Origin of the sequence: Bradyrhizobium sp. AUGA SZCCT0158 (assembly GCF_018130065.1) — a bacterium.
GTDB lineage: Bacteria > Pseudomonadota > Alphaproteobacteria > Rhizobiales > Xanthobacteraceae > Bradyrhizobium.
Map to the genome: position 1 here is coordinate 181,386 of NZ_JAFCME010000010.1, position 16,518 is coordinate 197,903.

Here is a 16,518-nt window from a genome sequence, read left to right on the forward strand (position 1 = left end):
CCTAACGCCCCTGTCCTTCATCTTGGTTCAAAATCGGTTGTTAGAAGCTCAATCCGCTTTCGCGGGCCGCATCCGCAAGCGCCTTGACGCGCCCGTGATACAGATACTGACCGCGATCGAACACCACTTCCTTGACGCCCTTCTGCACGGCGCGTTCCGCCAGCAGCTTGCCGACGGCCTTGGCCGCATCGATGTTGGCGCCCGTGTTGCCGCTCTCGCGCATGGTCTTTTCCAGCGACGAGGCGGAAGCCAGCGTCTCGCCCTTCAGGTCGTCGATGACCTGGGCGTAGATGTGCTTCGACGAGCGGAACACCGACAGACGCGGACGTCCATTGGCGGAGCGGCGCAGTGAATTCCTCACACGCTGCTTGCGCCGGGCATTCGTAACTTTCAGTGACATGGCCGGCTCCGTTACTTCTTCTTGCCTTCCTTGCGGAAGATGAATTCGTTGGCGTACTTCACGCCCTTGCCCTTGTAGGGCTCCGGCGGACGATAGGCGCGGATCTCGGCCGCAACCTGACCGACACGCTGGGAATCATTGCCCGTGATCGTGATCTCGGTCGGCTTCGGCACCGCGATGGTGATGCCATCCGGGATCGCGTAGACGACGTCATGGCTGTAGCCGAGCGCGAGCTGCAGGTTCTTGCCCTGCAGCGCGGCGCGGTAGCCGACGCCGGTGATCTCGAGCTTCTTCTCGAAACCCTTGGTGACGCCCTCGACCAGGTTTGCGACCTGGGCGCGCGCGGTGCCGTACATGGCCTGCGCCCGGTTGGTTTCGAGCTTCGGCGCGACCTTGACCGCGCCGTCCTCGAACTTCACCTCGACGTCGTCATGCACGACGAACTGAAGCTGGCCCTTCGGCCCCTTCATCTTGACGGTCTGCCCTTCGACGGTCGCCGTCACACCGGACGGGATCGGCACGGGCCGTTTGCCAACACGTGACATGCTAGAATCCTTCCTCAGAACACCGTGAAGAGAACTTCGCCGCCCACATTCGCGTCACGCGCGTCGTGGTCAGCCATGATTCCCTTCGGCGTCGACAAGACCGAAATACCGAGACCGTTGTTCACGCGCGGCAGGTTCTTCACCGAAGCGTAAACCCGACGGCCGGGCTTCGACACCCGCTCGATTTCGCGAATGACCGGCTCGCCGTCGAAATATTTCAGCTCGATCTCGAGCTCGCTGCGGCCGGAAGCATGTTCGACGCTGGCATAGCCGCGGATGTAACCCTCGGATTTCAGCACTTCGAGAACGTTGGCGCGCATCTTCGAGCCCGGGGTCGAAACCTTGGACTTCGAGCGCATCTGCGCGTTGCGGATGCGGGTGATGAGATCGCTGATCGGATCGTGCGTTGACATCTGACGACCCTCCTTACCAGCTCGACTTCACGAGCCCGGGAACCAGGCCCTTGGAGCCGAGTTCACGCAGCGCGATGCGGCTGAGCTTGTTCTTGCGATAGATGGAACGCGGACGGCCGGTCAGTTCGCAGCGGTTGCGGATGCGCGTCGCCGACGAGTTGCGCGGCATCTCGGCAAGCTTCAGCGTCGCCGCGAAGCGCTCTTCCATCGGCTTGGTCTTGTCGGCGATGATCGCCTTCAGCTTCGCGCGCTGGGGGGCGGCGTTCTTGGTCATCCGCTTGCGCCGGTTGTTCTTCTCGATTGAACTCTTCTTTGCCATGCTTGGCTCCTGGGTTTCCGCGTTTGAGAGGCTTTAACTGCGTCTCACTGCCGGAACGGGAAATTGAAAGCGGTCAACAAGGCACGCGCCTCGTCGTCGGTCTGCGCCGTGGTGCAAACCGTGATGTCCATGCCGCGGGCTTCCGAAACCTTGTCGAAGTCGATTTCGGGGAAAATGATGTGCTCCTTGAGGCCGAGCGAATAATTGCCGCGGCCGTCGAAGCTCTTCGGATTGAGGCCGCGGAAGTCGCGCACGCGCGGCAGCGCCACGTTCACCAGGCGGTCGATGAACTCGTACATCTTGGCCTTGCGCAGCGTGACCTTGCAGCCGATCGGCTGGTTTTCACGCAGCTTGAAGGTCGCGATCGCGACGCGCGAATAGGTCACGATCGCCTTCTGGCCGGCGATCAGCGACAGGTCGCCAGCTGCGGTCTCGGCCTTTTTGCGGTCGTTGACGGCATCGCCGACGCCCATGTTGAGGACGACCTTGTCGAGACGCGGCACCTGCATGACGTTGGCATAGCCGAACTGTTCAGTCAGCTTGCTGCGGATGCTCTTGTCATACTCCACGCGCAGGCGCGGCACATAAGCGGTTTCAGCCATCGATCTCTGCTCCCGAGCTCTTGGCAATGCGTACCTTCTTGCCATCAGCCTGAATCTTGAAGCCCACGCGGGTCGGTTTGCCGTCCTTGCCGACATACGCGATGTTGGACAGGTGGATCGGCGCCTCCTTGGAGATGATGCCGCCTTCCTGGGACTGGGTCTGCTTCTGGTGACGCTTCACCAAGTTGACGCCGCGCACGAGAGCCTTGTTCTCGTCGGGACGGACCTCGAATACTTCGCCGGTACGGCCCTTGTCGCGGCCGTTCAGCACGATGACCTTGTCACCCTTGCGGATCTTGGCAGCCATCACAGCACCTCCGGCGCAAGTGAAATGATCTTCATGTGGTTCTTGGCGCGCAGCTCGCGCGGCACGGGCCCGAAGATACGGGTGCCGACCGGCTCCGACTGATTGTTGATCAGCACGGCGGCGTTGCGGTCGAAGCGGATGACCGAGCCGTCGGCGCGGCGGATGTCCTTGCGGACCCGCACCACGACAGCCTTCATCACGTCGCCCTTCTTCACCTTGCCGCGCGGAATCGCTTCCTTGATCGACACAACGATAACATCGCCCACGGTGGCATAGCGGCGCTTGGAGCCCCCAAGCACCTTGATGCACATGACACGGCGTGCGCCTGAATTATCGGCCACGTCGAGGTTGGTCTGCATCTGAATCATTGATGCACCTCGTCCTCTTTCTGATGCGCTGAAACGCGCTTAAAATTTCCCAAAACCGGTCGGGCCAGGCCCGACCTGCTTCAGGCCGTTTTCTTCTGTTCGCCCCGGACAACCGTCCAGCGCTTCAACTTCGAGATCGGCTTGCTCTCCTCGATCCACACCATGTCGCCCGGCTTGAACTCGTTGTTCTCGTCGTGCGCGTGGTAGTTCTTGGAGCGGCGGATCGTCTTCTTGTAGATCGGGTGGGTGAAGCGGCGATCGACGCGCACCACGATCGTCTTGGCTTGCTTGTCGCTCACGACCACGCCCTGAAGGGTTCGTTTCGGCATATCCGGCCTCTTACTTCTTCTTCGCGCGCGCTTGCGCGGCGATGGTCTTGATGCGGGCGATATCGCGGCGGGCTTCACGCAGCCGCGTGGTGTTCTCCAGCTGCCCGGTGGCGCGCTGGAAACGCAGGTTGAAACGCTCTTTCTTCAGGTTGAGGACGGCGTCCTCCCTCTGATCGTCGCTCATCGCGCGAATGTCGGCGGTTTTCATCTCGGCCATGACGGTTACTCCGCAATGCGCGCGACGAAGCGCGTCTTGATCGGCAGCTTGGCAGCGGCGAGCGAGAGCGCTTCCTTTGCGGTCTGCACCGTGACGCCGTCGATCTCGAAAATCACGCGGCCGGGCTTGACCCGGGCCACCCACAATTCCGGCGTACCCTTGCCCGAGCCCATGCGGACTTCGGCGGGCTTCTTCGACACCGGCAAGTCCGGAAACACGCGGATCCAGACGCGGCCGGCGCGCTTCATGTGACGGGTCAGCGCGCGGCGTGCGGCTTCGATCTGACGGGCGGTGATGCGCTCGGGCGCCATCGCCTTCAGGCCGAACTGTCCGAACGACAACGTCGCGCCCGAAGTCGCAACGCCGTGGATACGGCCCTTATGCGCCTTCCGGAACTTCGTTTTCTTTGGTTGCATCATGGCTTACGCCCTCAAACCTTCTCTAATGTCTCAAGCAGCGTCGCGACGCGGACGGGTATTGTCGCCTTCGGCCATCTTCTTGTCCTGGGCCATCGGATCGTGCTCGAGGATCTCGCCTTTGAAGATCCAGACCTTGACGCCGCAGGTACCGAATGTCGTGAACGCGGTCGCCACGCCGTAATCGACGTCGGCGCGCAGCGTGTGCAAGGGAACGCGGCCTTCGCGATACCATTCCATACGCGCGATTTCGGCGCCGCCGAGACGGCCCGAGCAGTTGATACGAATGCCTTCGGCGCCAAGACGCATCGCCGACTGCACCGCGCGCTTCATGGCGCGGCGGAATGCGACGCGGCGCTCGAGCTGCTGGGCGATCGATTCGGCGACCAGGGTGGCGTCGAGTTCAGGCTTGCGGATTTCGACGATGTTGATGACGACGTCGGAAGCCGTGATGTCGGCAACCCGCTTGCGCAGCTTGTCGATGTCGGCGCCCTTCTTGCCGATCACGACGCCCGGACGCGCCGAATGGATCGTCACGCGGCACTTCTTGTGCGGACGCTCGATCACGATGCGGGCGACGGCTGCCTGCTTGAGTTCCTTGTGCAGGATCTCGCGGATCCGCACGTCCTCATGCAGCAGCTTGCCGTATTCGTTCTTGCCGGCGAACCAACGGGAATCCCACGTACGGTTGATGCCGAGACGCAGTCCGATTGGATTGATTTTTTGACCCATCGTCTTCTCCCGCGCCCTTAAGCGCCAGCCTCGGCCTCGACCTGACGAACCACGATGGTCAGGTGCGAGAACGGTTTGTAGATACGACCCGAACGGCCACGGCCGCGCGGCGAAAAGCGCTTCATCACGATGCCGTTGCCGACATGGGCCTCGGCGACGACCAGGTCGTCGACCTCGAGGTCGTGGTTGTTTTCGGCGTTCGCGATCGCCGATTCCAGGCACTTCTTGACGTCGACCGCGATCCGCTTGCGCGAGAACTGCAGGTCGGCCAGTGCCGCAGACGCCTTCCGGCCGCGGATCAGCTGCGCGACAAGATTAAGCTTCTGCGGGCTCACGCGCAGCATCCGGGCCACAGCCTTGGCCTCGTTATCCGCGAGCACTCTTTCGCGCTTTGGTTTGCTCATCGCTTATTCCTCAAGCCTTCTTGGCTTTCTTGTCGCCAGAATGGCCATGGAAGGTACGGGTCGGCGAGAATTCGCCGAACTTGTGACCCACCATTTCCTCGTTGACCGATACCGGCACATGCTTCTGGCCGTTGTAGACACCGAAGACCAGGCCGACGAACTGCGGCAGAATGGTCGAGCGGCGGCTCCAGATCTTGATGACGTCGTGACGGCCGGACGCGCGCGCGGCATCTGCTTTCTTGAGCAGAGAGCCTTCGACGAACGGGCCTTTCCAGACTGAACGAACCATGTCCGGCGTTCCTTACTTCTTCCGCTTGTGGCGGCTTAGGAGGATGAATCTGTTGGTCGACTTATTCGAACGGGTCTTCTTGCCCTTGGTCGGCTTGCCCCACGGGGTCACCGGGTGGCGGCCGCCCGAGGTGCGGCCTTCGCCGCCGCCGTGCGGATGGTCGATCGGGTTCATGACGACGCCGCGGTTATGCGGACGCCAGCCGAGCCAGCGGGTACGGCCGGCCTTGCCGATCGAGATGTTCATGTGATCGGGGTTCGACACCGCGCCGATGGTGCCGCGGCAACGGCCGTGCACCAGGCGCTGCTCGCCCGAGTTCAGGCGCAGAATGACGTAGTCCTGATCGCGGCCGACGATCTGCGCATAGGTGCCGGCGGAACGTGCGATCTGGCCGCCCTTGCCGATCTTCATCTCGATATTGTGCACGATCGTGCCGACCGGCATGTTGCCGAGCGGCATGACATTGCCGGGCTTCACGTCGACATAGTTGCCGGCAACGACGGTGTCGCCCGCCGCCAGCCGCTGCGGCGCCAGGATGTAGGCCTGCTCGCCGTCCGCATACTTGATCAGCGCGATGAACGCGGTGCGGTTCGGATCATATTCCAGGCGCTCGACGGTCGCTGAAACGTCGACCTTGTCACGCTTGAAATCGACCATCCGGTAGGCCTTCTTGTGGCCACCGCCACGAAAGCGAACCGTGATACGGCCGGTGTTGTTGCGGCCGCCATTGCTCTGCTTGCCCTCGGTCAACGCCTTGACCGGCTTGCCCTTGTACAGCGCCGAACGGTCGACCATCACCAGCTGGCGCTGGCCCGGCGTCGTCGGATTGTATGTTTTCAATGCCATCGTCGTAACGCCTTATAGTCCGGTGGTGACGTCGATGCGGTGGCCCTCTTCGAGGGTCACGATCGCCCGCTTCACATCCGACTGCGAACCGAAATTACCGCGGAACACCTTGGTCTTGCCCTTGCGGACCAGCGTGTTCACGCTCTTCACCTTGACGTCGAACAGCTTTTCGACGGCTTCCTTGATTTGCGGCTTGGTCGCCTTGGAGGCAACCTTGAACACAACCTTGTTGTGCTCGGACGCTACCGTCGCCTTTTCGGTCACCACCGGGGCAACGATCACGTCGTAATGGCGCGGATCGATATTCTTCATTTGAAGCGCGCCTCCAACGCATCCACCGCCGACTTGGTCAGCACCAGCTTGTGACGGCGCAGAATGTCATAGACGTTGATGCCCTGGATCGGCAGCACGTCGATGTTCGGAATGTTGCGGGCCGCGGTCGCGAAACCGGTGTTGACCTCGGCGCCGTCGATGATCAGCGCATTGGTCAGGCCGAGACCCGAGAAATGCCCGACCAGAGCCTTGGTCTTGGCGGCCTCGAGCGTCGCCGATTCGATCACGATCAGCCCGCCGTCCTTTGCCTTGGCGGAGAGCGCATGGCGAAGTGCCAGTGCGCGCACCTTCTTCGGCAAGGCGAAGGCGTGCGAGCGCACCACCGGACCGAACGCACGGCCACCACCGCGGAACTGCGGAACGCGGGCCGAACCGTGACGAGCACCGCCGGTGCCCTTCTGCTTGTACATCTTCTTGCCGGTGCGCCAGACATCGGCGCGACCCTGCGTCTTGTGCGTGCCGGCCTGGCGCTTGGCGAGCTGCCAGTTGACGCAGCGCTGGATGATGTCCTTGCGCGGCTCCAGGCCGAAGATCTCATCGGACAGCTGGACCGAACCGGCTTCCTTGCCCTCAAGGGTCGTGACTTTCAGTTCCATCTCACGCGCCCTCCTGCTCGGCCGGTGCAGCAGCCTGCTCGGCGCCGCCGACAACCCTGAACTTGCCGGGCTTCGGAGCTTCCTTCGGCAACGGCTTCTTCACCGCATCACGCACCGAGATCCATCCGCCCTTGGAGCCGGGAACGGCACCCTCGACGAGGATCAGGCCGCGCTCGACGTCGGTCTGCACAACGCGCAGGTTGAGCGTGGTGATGCGATCGACGCCCATGTGACCGGGCATCTTCTTGTTCTTGAAGGTCTTGCCGGGATCCTGACGTCCGCCGGTCGAACCGATCGAACGATGCGAAACCGACACACCGTGGGTGGCGCGAAGACCGCCGAAGTTCCAGCGCTTCATGCCGCCGGCAAACCCCTTACCGACCGAGGTGCCGGTGACGTCGACAAACTGGCCAACCACGAAATGGTCCGCCTGAATTTCGGCGCCAACCGGGATCAGCGCGTCCTCAGACACGCGGAACTCGGTGACCTTCCGCTTGGGCTCGACCTTGGACACCGCAAACTGGCCGCGCTCTGCCTTGGGCAGATAGACGGTCTTGCGGGTACCGGAACCGAGCTGCAGCGCAACGTAACCGTTCTTTTCGGTCGTGCGGTGGCCCAGAACCTGGCAATTGCCCAGCTTCAGCACGGTCACAGGGATATGTTCACCGGTCTCCGTAAAGACCCGCGTCATCCCGACCTTTTGTGCGATCACTCCGGAGCGCATCGGCGTGCTTCCTGTTCTTTCTGTCCGCTAACTTCGGACGATCTAAAAAAATCTAGAGCTTGATCTCGACGTCGACACCGGCGGCCAGGTCGAGCTTCATCAAAGCATCGACGGTCTGCGGAGTCGGGTCGACAATGTCGAGCAGGCGCTTGTGGGTGCGCATCTCGAACTGCTCGCGGCTCTTCTTGTCGACGTGCGGTGAACGGTTGACGGTGAACTTCTCGATGCGGGTGGGCAGCGGAATGGGTCCGCGAACCTGAGCACCGGTGCGTTTCGCCGTGTTCACGATCTCGCGGGTCGACGTATCGAGAATTCGATGGTCGAACGCCTTGAGACGGATGCGAATATTTTGGCCGTTCATTGCCGCTGTCTTTCTTTGTCGTCGTATCTGCGAATGGTGGCTAGCGAGTAGCGGATGATTTCATCCGCCACTCGCCAATTCCTGTTCGCTTACTCAATGATGGCGGAGACGACACCCGAGCCGACGGTGCGGCCACCTTCGCGGATCGCGAAGCGGAGCTTCTCTTCCATCGCGATCGGCACGATCAGATGCACTTCCATCGCGATGTTGTCGCCCGGCATCACCATTTCGGTGCCTTCGGGCAGATGCACGACGCCGGTCACGTCGGTGGTGCGGAAGTAGAACTGCGGCCGGTAGTTGGTGAAGAACGGGGTGTGACGACCGCCCTCTTCCTTGGTCAGGATGTAAGCCTCAGCCTTGAACTTGGTGTGCGGCTTGACCGAACCCGGCTTGCACAGCACCTGGCCACGCTCGACTTCCTCGCGCTTGGTACCGCGCAGCAGCGCACCGATGTTGTCGCCGGCCTGGCCCTGATCGAGCAGCTTGCGGAACATTTCGACGCCGGTGACGATGGTCTTCTGGGTATCGCGCAGACCGACGATTTCGATTTCCTCGCCGACCTTGACGATGCCGCGTTCGACACGGCCGGTCACCACAGTGCCGCGGCCCGAGATCGAGAACACGTCTTCGACCGGCATCAGGAACGGCTGGTCGATCGGACGCGCCGGCTGCGGGATGCTTTCGTCGACGGCCTTCATCAGCTCGAGAACCGCATCGTGGCCGAGCTTCTTGTCCTTGTCTTCGAGGGCGGCGAGAGCCGAACCCTTGATGATCGGGATGGTGTCGCCCGGGAATTCGTACTTCGAAAGCAGTTCGCGGACTTCCATCTCGACCAGTTCGAGCAGTTCCGGATCGTCGACCATGTCGCACTTGTTCAGGAACACGACGAGCGCGGGAACGCCGACCTGACGGGCGAGCAGGATGTGCTCGCGGGTCTGCGGCATCGGGCCGTCGGCGGCCGACACCACCAGGATCGCGCCGTCCATCTGCGCCGCACCGGTGATCATGTTCTTGACGTAGTCGGCGTGGCCCGGGCAGTCGACGTGGGCGTAGTGCCGGTTGGCGGTTTCGTATTCGACGTGAGCGGTCGAGATCGTGATGCCGCGCGCCTTTTCTTCGGGCGCCTTGTCGATCTGATCGTACGCCGTGAACGTCGCACCGCCGGTTTCAGCCAAAACCTTGGTGATCGCTGCGGTCAGCGAAGTCTTGCCATGGTCGACGTGACCGATGGTTCCGATATTGCAGTGCGGTTTGTTACGTTCAAATTTTGCTTTGGCCATTTGACTCTCCGTTTAATCGTTGACTGCCGCCAACGACAATCAGGCAAACTTCTTCTGGACTTCTGCCGACACGTTCGCGGGTGCTTCCGCGTAGTGATCGAATTGCATGGTAAAGGTCGCGCGTCCCTGGCTCATCGAGCGCAGGTTATTCACGTACCCGAACATGTTCATGAGCGGCACCATCGCGTTGATGACGTTGGCGTTGCCGCGCATGTCTTGACCCTGGATCTGGCCGCGCCGCGAATTCAGATCGCCGATGACCGAACCGGTGTAGTCTTCCGGGGTCACCACTTCGACCTTCATGATCGGCTCGAGCAGGACGGACTTGCCCTTCTGCAGCGCTTCGCGGAACGCCGCGCGCGATGCAATTTCGAAGGCCAGCGCCGACGAGTCGACGTCGTGATACTTGCCGTCGACCAGCGTCACCTTGACGTCCACCACCGGGAAGCCGGCGACGACGCCGGAACCCATGACGCTGTTGAGGCCCTTTTCGACGCCGGGGATGTATTCCTTCGGCACCGAACCACCAACAACCTTGGACTCGAATTCGTAGCCCTTGCCGGGCTCGTTCGGCTCGACCACGATCGACACTTCGGCGAACTGACCGGTACCGCCGGTCTGCTTCTTGTGCGTGTACTTGACCTCGGCCTTTTTGGTGACGCGCTCACGGAACGCCACCTGCGGCGCGCCAATGTTCGCATCGACTTTGTAGGTACGGCGCAGGATGTCGACCTTGATGTCGAGGTGGAGCTCGCCCATGCCCTTGAGGATGGTCTGGCCGGACTCCTGGTCGGTCGACACCCGGAACGACGGATCTTCCGCAGCGAGCTTCGCCAGTGCGACGCCGAGCTTTTCCTGGTCGGCTTTCGACTTCGGCTCGATCGCGATTTCGATCACCGGCTCCGGGAATTCCATCTTTTCCAGGATCACCTGCTTGTCGGGATCGCACAGCGTGTCACCGGTGCGCGCTTCCTTCAGGCCGGCCAGCGCGACGATGTCGCCGGCATAAGCTTCCTTGATGTCTTCGCGGTTGTTCGCATGCATCAAAAGCATGCGGCCGATACGTTCTTTCTTCTCGCGGGTCGAGTTGACCACGCCGGTACCGCTCATCAGCACACCCGAATAGATGCGGCAGAAGGTGATGGTGCCGACGAACGGATCGTCCATGATCTTGAATGCGAGCAGAGCCAGCGGCTCCTTGTCGTCGGCCTTGCGGGTGACTTCGTTGCCGTCGTCATCGATGCCCTTGATCGCGGGCACGTCGACCGGTGACGGCAGATAGTCCACGACCGCGTCGAGCAGCGGCTGCACGCCCTTGTTCTTGAACGCCGAGCCGCACAGCACCGGGAAGAACGCGCCGGTCAGCACGGCCTTGCGGATCATGCGCTTCAAGGTCGCGACATCGGGCTCCTTGCCGTCGAGGTAAGCAGCAAGAACGTCGTCGTCGAGTTCGACGGCGGCTTCCAGCAGCTTCTCGCGATATTCATTGGCCTTCTCGACCATGTCTTCGGGAATATCGATGTCGACGAACTTGGCGTCGAGCTTCTCTTCTTCCCAGACCACGCCCTTCATGCGGACGAGATCGACCAGGCCCTTGAAGTTGTTTTCGGAGCCGATCGGAAGCTGGATCGCAATCGGCTTGGCGCCGAGGCGATCGACAATATCCTGCATGCATTTGTAGAAGTCGGCGCCGGTCTTATCCATCTTGTTGGCGAAGACGATGCGCGGAACGCGGTACTTGTCGCCCTGACGCCAGACGGTTTCGGTCTGGGGTTCGACGCCCTGGTTGGAGTCGAGCACGCATACCGCGCCGTCGAGCACGCGCAGCGAACGTTCGACTTCAATGGTGAAGTCGACGTGGCCGGGGGTGTCGATGATGTTGAGGCGCTTGCCTTCCCAGAACGCGGTGGTCGCAGCCGATGTAATCGTAATGCCGCGCTCCTGCTCCTGCTCCATCCAGTCCATCGTCGCGGCACCTTCGTGCACTTCGCCGATCTTGTGGCTCTTGCCGGTATAATAAAGGATGCGCTCGGTGGTCGTGGTCTTGCCGGCATCGATATGCGCCATGATACCGAAGTTGCGGTAGTTCTCTATGGCATGAACGCGGGGCATGGGTTGTTCCTTAAAATCCGTGTTTCGCCGTTACCAGCGATAGTGCGAGAAGGCGCGGTTGGCTTCAGCCATCCGGTGCACGTCTTCACGCTTCTTGACGGCGTTACCCCGGTTATTCGACGCGTCGAGCAGCTCGGCGGAGAGCCGCTCCGTCATCGTCTTCTCGTTGCGATCGCGCGCCGCGGTGATGATCCAGCGAATGCCCAGCGCCTGACGGCGGACGGAACGCACTTCAACCGGCACCTGGTAGGTGGCGCCGCCGACGCGGCGCGAACGCACTTCGATGGTCGGCATGACGTTTTCCAGCGCCTGCTCGAACACCGGCAGCGGACCCTGCTTGGTCTTGGCCTCGATCATGGCGAGCGCGCCGTAGACGATGCTCTCGGCGGCAGACTTCTTGCCGTCGTACATGATTGAATTCATGAACTTCGTAATGATGATGTTCCCGAACTTCGGATCCGGGTTCACTTCACGCTTTTCAGCTGAATGGCGACGAGACATCTTGGCTGTTCCCGCTTACTTCGGACGCTTCGCGCCGTACTTCGAACGACGCTGCTTACGGTTCTTGACGCCCTGGGTATCGAGGACGCCGCGGAGAATGTGGTAGCGCACGCCGGGCAAATCCTTGACGCGACCGCCGCGGATCATGACCACCGAGTGCTCCTGAAGGTTATGGCCTTCACCGGGAATGTAGCCGATCACTTCGAAGCCGTTGGTCAGGCGCACCTTGGCAACCTTACGAAGCGCCGAGTTCGGCTTCTTCGGGGTCGTGGTATAGACGCGCGTGCAAACGCCGCGCTTCTGCGGCGACTGCTGCAGCGCCGGCACTTTCTTGCGCGACTTCTGCACGGTACGCGGTTTTGCGATCAGCTGGTTGATCGTCGGCATGTCAGCCTTCACCCTTTAGTTCGCGCGAAACCGGAGATGGCTTCGCAAATTCTTCTCGGGACTAGCCGCCCCGTTCGGCCGCCCTGCACGGGAAAACACCCACGCAAAACGAAATCGCGCCAACCACTCATTGCTGAGCGGAAAGCGCTTCGACGCCACAGAGGACCGCGACTGAAGACCGATCAGCGTTCGCTGTTCGGCCTGCTACCGAGGTCATGCATCCGAGTTCACTCTCAAGAGAACGTGCTCAAGAGAACTAAAATCGCACTGGCATTGCCTAGCTATATGATCGACAGCGTTTGAGCGGCATTCGTCGAGGTTGGTGCCCGTCTCAGTCCAGAAGGATTTGGGTCCATAAGGATTTGAAGGGTGTTCCGTTCCGACGCTGGCGACGCTCACCGCCTGTCGTGAAGTGGGGGTCTTCTATAAGCCGTGGGTAGCTAAGTCAAGCGAAACGACAACGCAGGAAACGCCTATGGCACCGGCAGATTCAGAGCTTCGCGTGAATCGGTGCGCACCGAAATTGGCGGCACTCCCCGCTTCCTCGAATCGAACGGTGCCGGCGATTCTCGGTTATTTTACCCGGGTAAATATATTCAGAAGCATAATTCCCGGGTTCCCGTCCAAAGCGGATTGCCAAGCTAAGCCTTTATTTGCCTTTCCCGGCACAAAACTGGCCCTTCAAGGCCGGAAATTCCTATGCGGTATACCGACGTTGCAATTATCGGGGGCGGCCTCGCCGGCTCGACCGCGGCCGCGATGCTCGGACGCGCCGGGATTCCGACGCTCCTGATCGACCCGCATGAAAATTTTCCGTTCGATTTTCGCGTCGAAAAGCTGAGCGGCGGCACCCAGGTCGACCTTTTGCACAAGACGGGATTCGCCGATTCGCTGCTGCGTTCGACCACCCATGACGGCGAAAACTGGATCGCGCGGGCCGGCTATCTGCTCGACAAGCGGCCCAGCCAGCAGTTCGGCATCATGTATGACGCGCTGATCATGGCGATTCGGGCCGAAATCCCCAAACCGGCCGAACTGGTCCACGCCAAGGTCACGGATGTCTCGACCAGCGACCATCGCCAGAAGCTCACGCTCTCGAACGGCGAATCGATCTCGGCGCGGCTGGTGGTGCTGGCCAACGGGTTGAACATCGGGCTGCGCCGCAATCTCGGCATCGAACGCCAGATCATCAGCGCGTGCCACTCGATCTCGATCGGGTTCGACCTTGCGCCCGCCGGTCGCGCCGCTTTCGCATTTCCCGCGCTGACGTATTTCTCGGAACGTCCGAGCGGCCGTATCCCCTATCTGACGCTGTTTCCGGTCGGCACGAAGATGCGGGCCAATCTGTTCGCCTATCGCGAGGCCGACGATCCCTGGCTGCGCGAGATGCGGCACAAGCCGGTCGAGACCATGAATGCCGCGCTGCCGCGGCTGCGCCGCATCACCGGCGAGTATACCGTGTCAGGCGACGTCAAGATCAGGCCGGCAGATCTTTACGTCAGCACAGGCTATCGGCAGCCCGGCATCGTCCTGGTCGGCGACGCCTTCGCGACCACCTGCCCCGTCACGGGCACCGGCGCCGACAAGGTACTCACTGACGTCACCCAGCTATGCAACGTCCATATTCCCGCCTGGCTGGCGACCGAGGGCATGAGCGAGGCCAAGATAGCGTCGTACTACGAAGATCCGGTCAAGCAGGCCTGCGACGCCTGGTCGATGGCGAAGGCCTTCAGCTTCCGCAAGGTCACGCTGGACCGCGGCATCTACTGGCGCGCACAACGCCTGGCGCGGTTCCTGGCGTGGTTTGGCAAAGGCAATTTGCGACGGCTACGCAAGGCCATCAGCGCGGAATCAAAAACCCACGCTCACTCCTCGTCGTCCTCGTCCTCGTCATCATCGTCGTCTTCATTGTCGTCGTCGGCCTGACCGGCCGCATTGTGCGGCCTGTGGCCCTGGTCGTCCCAGAGCTTGCGATAGGCGCCATTGCGGGCAAGCAGTTCCGCGTGCGAGCCGCGTTCGATCGCCTTGCCGTTTGAAATCACGATAATCTCGTCCATCTCGACCACCGAGGTCAGGCGGTGCGTCGACCAGATCATGGTGCGTCCCTCCGCGACCTTCAGCAGCGTGCGATTGATCGCAGCTTCCGTGGTCTGGTCGAGCGCGGACGTCGCCTCATCGAGCAGCAGGACGGACGGATTGCGGATGACGGCGCGCGCGATCGCGATGCGCTGGCGCTGGCCGCCCGACAGCGTGTCGCCGCGTTCGCCGACCGGCGTGTCGTATTTCTGCGGCAGGCTCATGATGTACTGGTGAATCTCGGCCTTCCTGGCGGCCTCCTCGACCTCTTCGTCGCTCGCGCCTTCCTTGCCGAGCCGGATGTTTTCGCGGATCGACATGTTGAACAGCATGTTCTCCTGGAACACGATCGCCATGCTCCCGCGCAGCGATTCCAGGGTGACCCGGCGGACGTCGACGCCGTCGATGGTCAGGCGCCCCTCGTCGGGTTGGTAGAGCCGCAGGACCAGGTTGAGCAGCGTGCTCTTGCCGGAGCCGCTGGGTCCGACGATGGCGATGCGCTTGCCGGCGTTGAGCTTGAGGCTGAGATTGTCGAGCACCGGCGTCTCGCTGCCCTCGTATTGGAAGGTCACGCGATCGAAGGTGATGTCGTTGGTGATGCGCGGCAGATCGGGCGCGCCGGGGCGGTCGGCCCCGCGGGTCGGCTCGTCCAGCAGTTCCTCCATATGCCGCACCGACGCGGCCGCCTGGATCGACACCGGAATGAAATGCATCAGATGGGCGATGTTGTAGGACACCTCCCAGAACGCGCTCTCGAAGGTCACGAAGGTGCCGATGGTGATCTGGCCCTTGGTGGCGAGATAGGCGCCGATCGCGAGCACCACGAGATGCAGCAACAGCACCGAGATCGTGACGGTGCGTTCCACCATGGTCGACAGGAACACCGCGGACGCGGTCTTGATGCGCACATCCTGGTTGCGCAAGGAGAACCAGCCGAACGCGCGGCGCTGCAGGCTGAACGCTTTCACCACCGCCTGGGCCGCGACGTTTTCCTGCACCGTGCCGAGCAGCGCCGATTCATTCAGCTTCTGCTCGTAATTGGCCTGCACCGCCTTTGGCGTCAGAATCCGCGGGCCGATCAGCGTGATCGGAAACACCAGAAGCGCGACGGCCGCGAGCTGCCAGTTCAGGAACAGCATCAGGATGATGCCGGCGATCAGTTCCAGGAACGGCAGCGCCGCGCTGTTGGCAAAGGTCTTGACCGCCCCCTCGAACGCCGAGAGGTCGATCGAGAAGCGCGAGAGAATTTCGCCACGCTTGGTGCGGGCGAAATAGCCCGCCGGCAAGCTCTGGACATGCTCGAACAACCGGGTCCGGACATCGGAAATGATGCCGGCCGCCAGCCGCGCATCCCAGCGCTCATACCAGATCGCGACGATCGAGGTGATGATGCCGGCGACCGCGAGCACGCCGAGGATCTTGTACAGGGCCTGGAAATCCTCTTCGCCGAGCGCGTCGTCGATCAGGAACTTCAGGCTGAGCGGCATGATGACGTTGAACAGCGTCTCGACCAGCACGCCGAAGGTGACGATCGCCAATGGCTTCCTGTAACTGCCCAGATACGGCCGGACGAAGCCATAGACCGTCGCCATCGCGCCGGCAGCTTCCTTCGCGGTGAAGACGACGAGGTCCTCGTCATCATCTTCGTCGAGCTCCAGCTCGTCGTCGTCCTCGTCCTCGTCCTCGTCCTTCTTGGCTTTTTTGTCTTTTATGCCGTCATCGGCGGCGGGCACGCCGGCGGGCTTGCCAGTGGCGACAGCCTCGAGCGCGAGCCTCTTCTCAAGCTCAGGATCATCCGCTGGCGCGGGATTCTGATCATCCGAAGAAGGAGGCTTTGGCGCCATGAAACCAACCGATGCTGCACGGCCGGCATGACCGCAAATCGAAACGCGATAGCGGTGGACGCTACCGCGCCGATCCTATGCGATCAGGATGAATTCGGCAAAACAATTGCCAAACAA

The 16,518-nt window shown here is 61.8% G+C and carries 24 protein-coding genes; 1 reads left to right on the forward strand and 23 read right to left on the reverse strand.

Features of this window, described 5'->3' with window-relative positions:
• Positions 1-40: 40 nt before the first annotated feature.
• The 22 genes from rplR to rpsL form a co-directional block, all read right to left on the reverse strand.
• Positions 41-400: a 50S ribosomal protein L18 gene (gene rplR, locus JQ574_RS16915; protein ID WP_212035204.1), complete on the reverse strand. Its 360-nt coding sequence runs from the start codon at positions 398-400 to the stop codon at positions 41-43.
• A gap of 11 nt (positions 401-411) precedes the next feature.
• Positions 412-945: a 50S ribosomal protein L6 gene (gene rplF, locus JQ574_RS16920; protein ID WP_192733856.1), complete on the reverse strand. Its 534-nt coding sequence runs from the start codon at positions 943-945 to the stop codon at positions 412-414.
• Positions 946-959: 14 nt separating this feature from the next.
• Entirely contained in the window at positions 960-1,358 is a 399-nt protein-coding gene (rpsH, locus tag JQ574_RS16925; RefSeq protein ID WP_211998087.1) for a 30S ribosomal protein S8, read from the reverse strand.
• Positions 1,359-1,371: 13 nt separating this feature from the next.
• Positions 1,372-1,677 (reverse strand): 30S ribosomal protein S14, encoded by a 306-nt coding sequence (rpsN, locus tag JQ574_RS16930; protein WP_074276047.1) that lies wholly within the window; start codon positions 1,675-1,677, stop codon positions 1,372-1,374.
• A gap of 44 nt (positions 1,678-1,721) precedes the next feature.
• Positions 1,722-2,279 carry a 50S ribosomal protein L5 gene (gene rplE / locus JQ574_RS16935; protein WP_192733859.1) on the reverse strand — a complete coding sequence of 186 codons (558 nt, stop codon included), beginning with the start codon at positions 2,277-2,279 and terminating at the stop codon, positions 1,722-1,724.
• Positions 2,272-2,586, reverse strand: coding sequence for a 50S ribosomal protein L24 (gene rplX, locus JQ574_RS16940; protein ID WP_192733860.1), 315 nt, complete (start codon positions 2,584-2,586; stop codon positions 2,272-2,274). Before rplX ends, rplE begins: the two co-directional genes overlap by 8 nt.
• Positions 2,586-2,954: a 50S ribosomal protein L14 gene (gene rplN / locus JQ574_RS16945; protein WP_011473865.1), complete on the reverse strand. Its 369-nt coding sequence runs from the start codon at positions 2,952-2,954 to the stop codon at positions 2,586-2,588. The genes rplX and rplN overlap by 1 nt, the downstream gene beginning before the upstream one ends.
• Before the next feature lie 80 nt (positions 2,955-3,034).
• Entirely contained in the window at positions 3,035-3,283 is a 249-nt protein-coding gene (gene rpsQ, locus JQ574_RS16950; RefSeq protein ID WP_192733861.1) for a 30S ribosomal protein S17, read from the reverse strand.
• Between the two features lie 10 nt (positions 3,284-3,293).
• Positions 3,294-3,500 carry a 50S ribosomal protein L29 gene (gene rpmC, locus JQ574_RS16955; protein ID WP_192733862.1) on the reverse strand — a complete coding sequence of 69 codons (207 nt, stop codon included), beginning with the start codon at positions 3,498-3,500 and terminating at the stop codon, positions 3,294-3,296.
• Positions 3,501-3,505: 5 nt separating this feature from the next.
• Complete coding sequence (gene rplP, locus JQ574_RS16960; protein WP_025588649.1) at positions 3,506-3,919, reverse strand: 50S ribosomal protein L16; 414 nt, start codon at positions 3,917-3,919, stop codon at positions 3,506-3,508.
• A gap of 30 nt (positions 3,920-3,949) precedes the next feature.
• Positions 3,950-4,648 (reverse strand): 30S ribosomal protein S3, encoded by a 699-nt coding sequence (rpsC, locus tag JQ574_RS16965; RefSeq protein WP_192733863.1) that lies wholly within the window; start codon positions 4,646-4,648, stop codon positions 3,950-3,952.
• A 17-nt stretch (positions 4,649-4,665) separates the two neighbouring features.
• Entirely contained in the window at positions 4,666-5,052 is a 387-nt protein-coding gene (gene rplV, locus JQ574_RS16970) for a 50S ribosomal protein L22 (RefSeq protein ID WP_192733864.1), read from the reverse strand.
• Positions 5,053-5,062: 10 nt separating this feature from the next.
• Positions 5,063-5,341, reverse strand: coding sequence for a 30S ribosomal protein S19 (gene rpsS / locus JQ574_RS16975; RefSeq protein ID WP_027536815.1), 279 nt, complete (start codon positions 5,339-5,341; stop codon positions 5,063-5,065).
• Positions 5,342-5,353: 12 nt separating this feature from the next.
• Complete coding sequence (gene rplB / locus JQ574_RS16980) at positions 5,354-6,187, reverse strand: 50S ribosomal protein L2 (RefSeq protein WP_211998086.1); 834 nt, start codon at positions 6,185-6,187, stop codon at positions 5,354-5,356.
• Positions 6,188-6,199: 12 nt separating this feature from the next.
• Positions 6,200-6,499, reverse strand: coding sequence for a 50S ribosomal protein L23 (locus tag JQ574_RS16985; protein WP_192733866.1), 300 nt, complete (start codon positions 6,497-6,499; stop codon positions 6,200-6,202).
• Positions 6,496-7,116, reverse strand: a complete 621-nt coding sequence (rplD, locus tag JQ574_RS16990; protein WP_192733867.1) for a 50S ribosomal protein L4 — start codon at positions 7,114-7,116, stop codon at positions 6,496-6,498. The genes JQ574_RS16985 and rplD overlap by 4 nt, the downstream gene beginning before the upstream one ends.
• A gap of 1 nt (position 7,117) precedes the next feature.
• The gene (gene rplC, locus JQ574_RS16995) at positions 7,118-7,840 is read right to left on the reverse strand and encodes a 50S ribosomal protein L3 (RefSeq protein WP_192733868.1); all 723 of its coding nucleotides are present in this window, start codon (positions 7,838-7,840) and stop codon (positions 7,118-7,120) included.
• A 52-nt stretch (positions 7,841-7,892) separates the two neighbouring features.
• A complete protein-coding gene (gene rpsJ, locus JQ574_RS17000; protein WP_002712302.1) occupies positions 7,893-8,201 on the reverse strand; it encodes a 30S ribosomal protein S10 in 309 nt (102 codons plus the stop codon).
• Positions 8,202-8,290: 89 nt separating this feature from the next.
• A complete protein-coding gene (tuf, locus tag JQ574_RS17005; RefSeq protein ID WP_192733869.1) occupies positions 8,291-9,481 on the reverse strand; it encodes an elongation factor Tu in 1,191 nt (396 codons plus the stop codon).
• Positions 9,482-9,520: 39 nt separating this feature from the next.
• Complete coding sequence (gene fusA, locus JQ574_RS17010; protein ID WP_212211784.1) at positions 9,521-11,593, reverse strand: elongation factor G; 2,073 nt, start codon at positions 11,591-11,593, stop codon at positions 9,521-9,523.
• Between the two features lie 30 nt (positions 11,594-11,623).
• Positions 11,624-12,094 carry a 30S ribosomal protein S7 gene (rpsG, locus tag JQ574_RS17015; protein WP_192733871.1) on the reverse strand — a complete coding sequence of 157 codons (471 nt, stop codon included), beginning with the start codon at positions 12,092-12,094 and terminating at the stop codon, positions 11,624-11,626.
• 15 nt (positions 12,095-12,109) lie between these two features.
• Positions 12,110-12,481 (reverse strand): 30S ribosomal protein S12, encoded by a 372-nt coding sequence (rpsL, locus tag JQ574_RS17020; protein WP_057849132.1) that lies wholly within the window; start codon positions 12,479-12,481, stop codon positions 12,110-12,112.
• 699 nt (positions 12,482-13,180) lie between these two features.
• Between rpsL and JQ574_RS17025 the strand changes: the two genes are divergently transcribed.
• A complete protein-coding gene (locus JQ574_RS17025) occupies positions 13,181-14,407 on the forward strand; it encodes an NAD(P)/FAD-dependent oxidoreductase (protein ID WP_212211785.1) in 1,227 nt (408 codons plus the stop codon).
• On the opposite strand, the gene JQ574_RS17030 is transcribed toward JQ574_RS17025, so the two are convergent.
• Entirely contained in the window at positions 14,347-16,401 is a 2,055-nt protein-coding gene (locus JQ574_RS17030; protein WP_212211791.1) for an ABC transporter ATP-binding protein, read from the reverse strand. The two genes, JQ574_RS17025 and JQ574_RS17030, sit on opposite strands and share 61 nt — an antisense overlap.
• Positions 16,402-16,518: the final 117 nt, after the last annotated feature.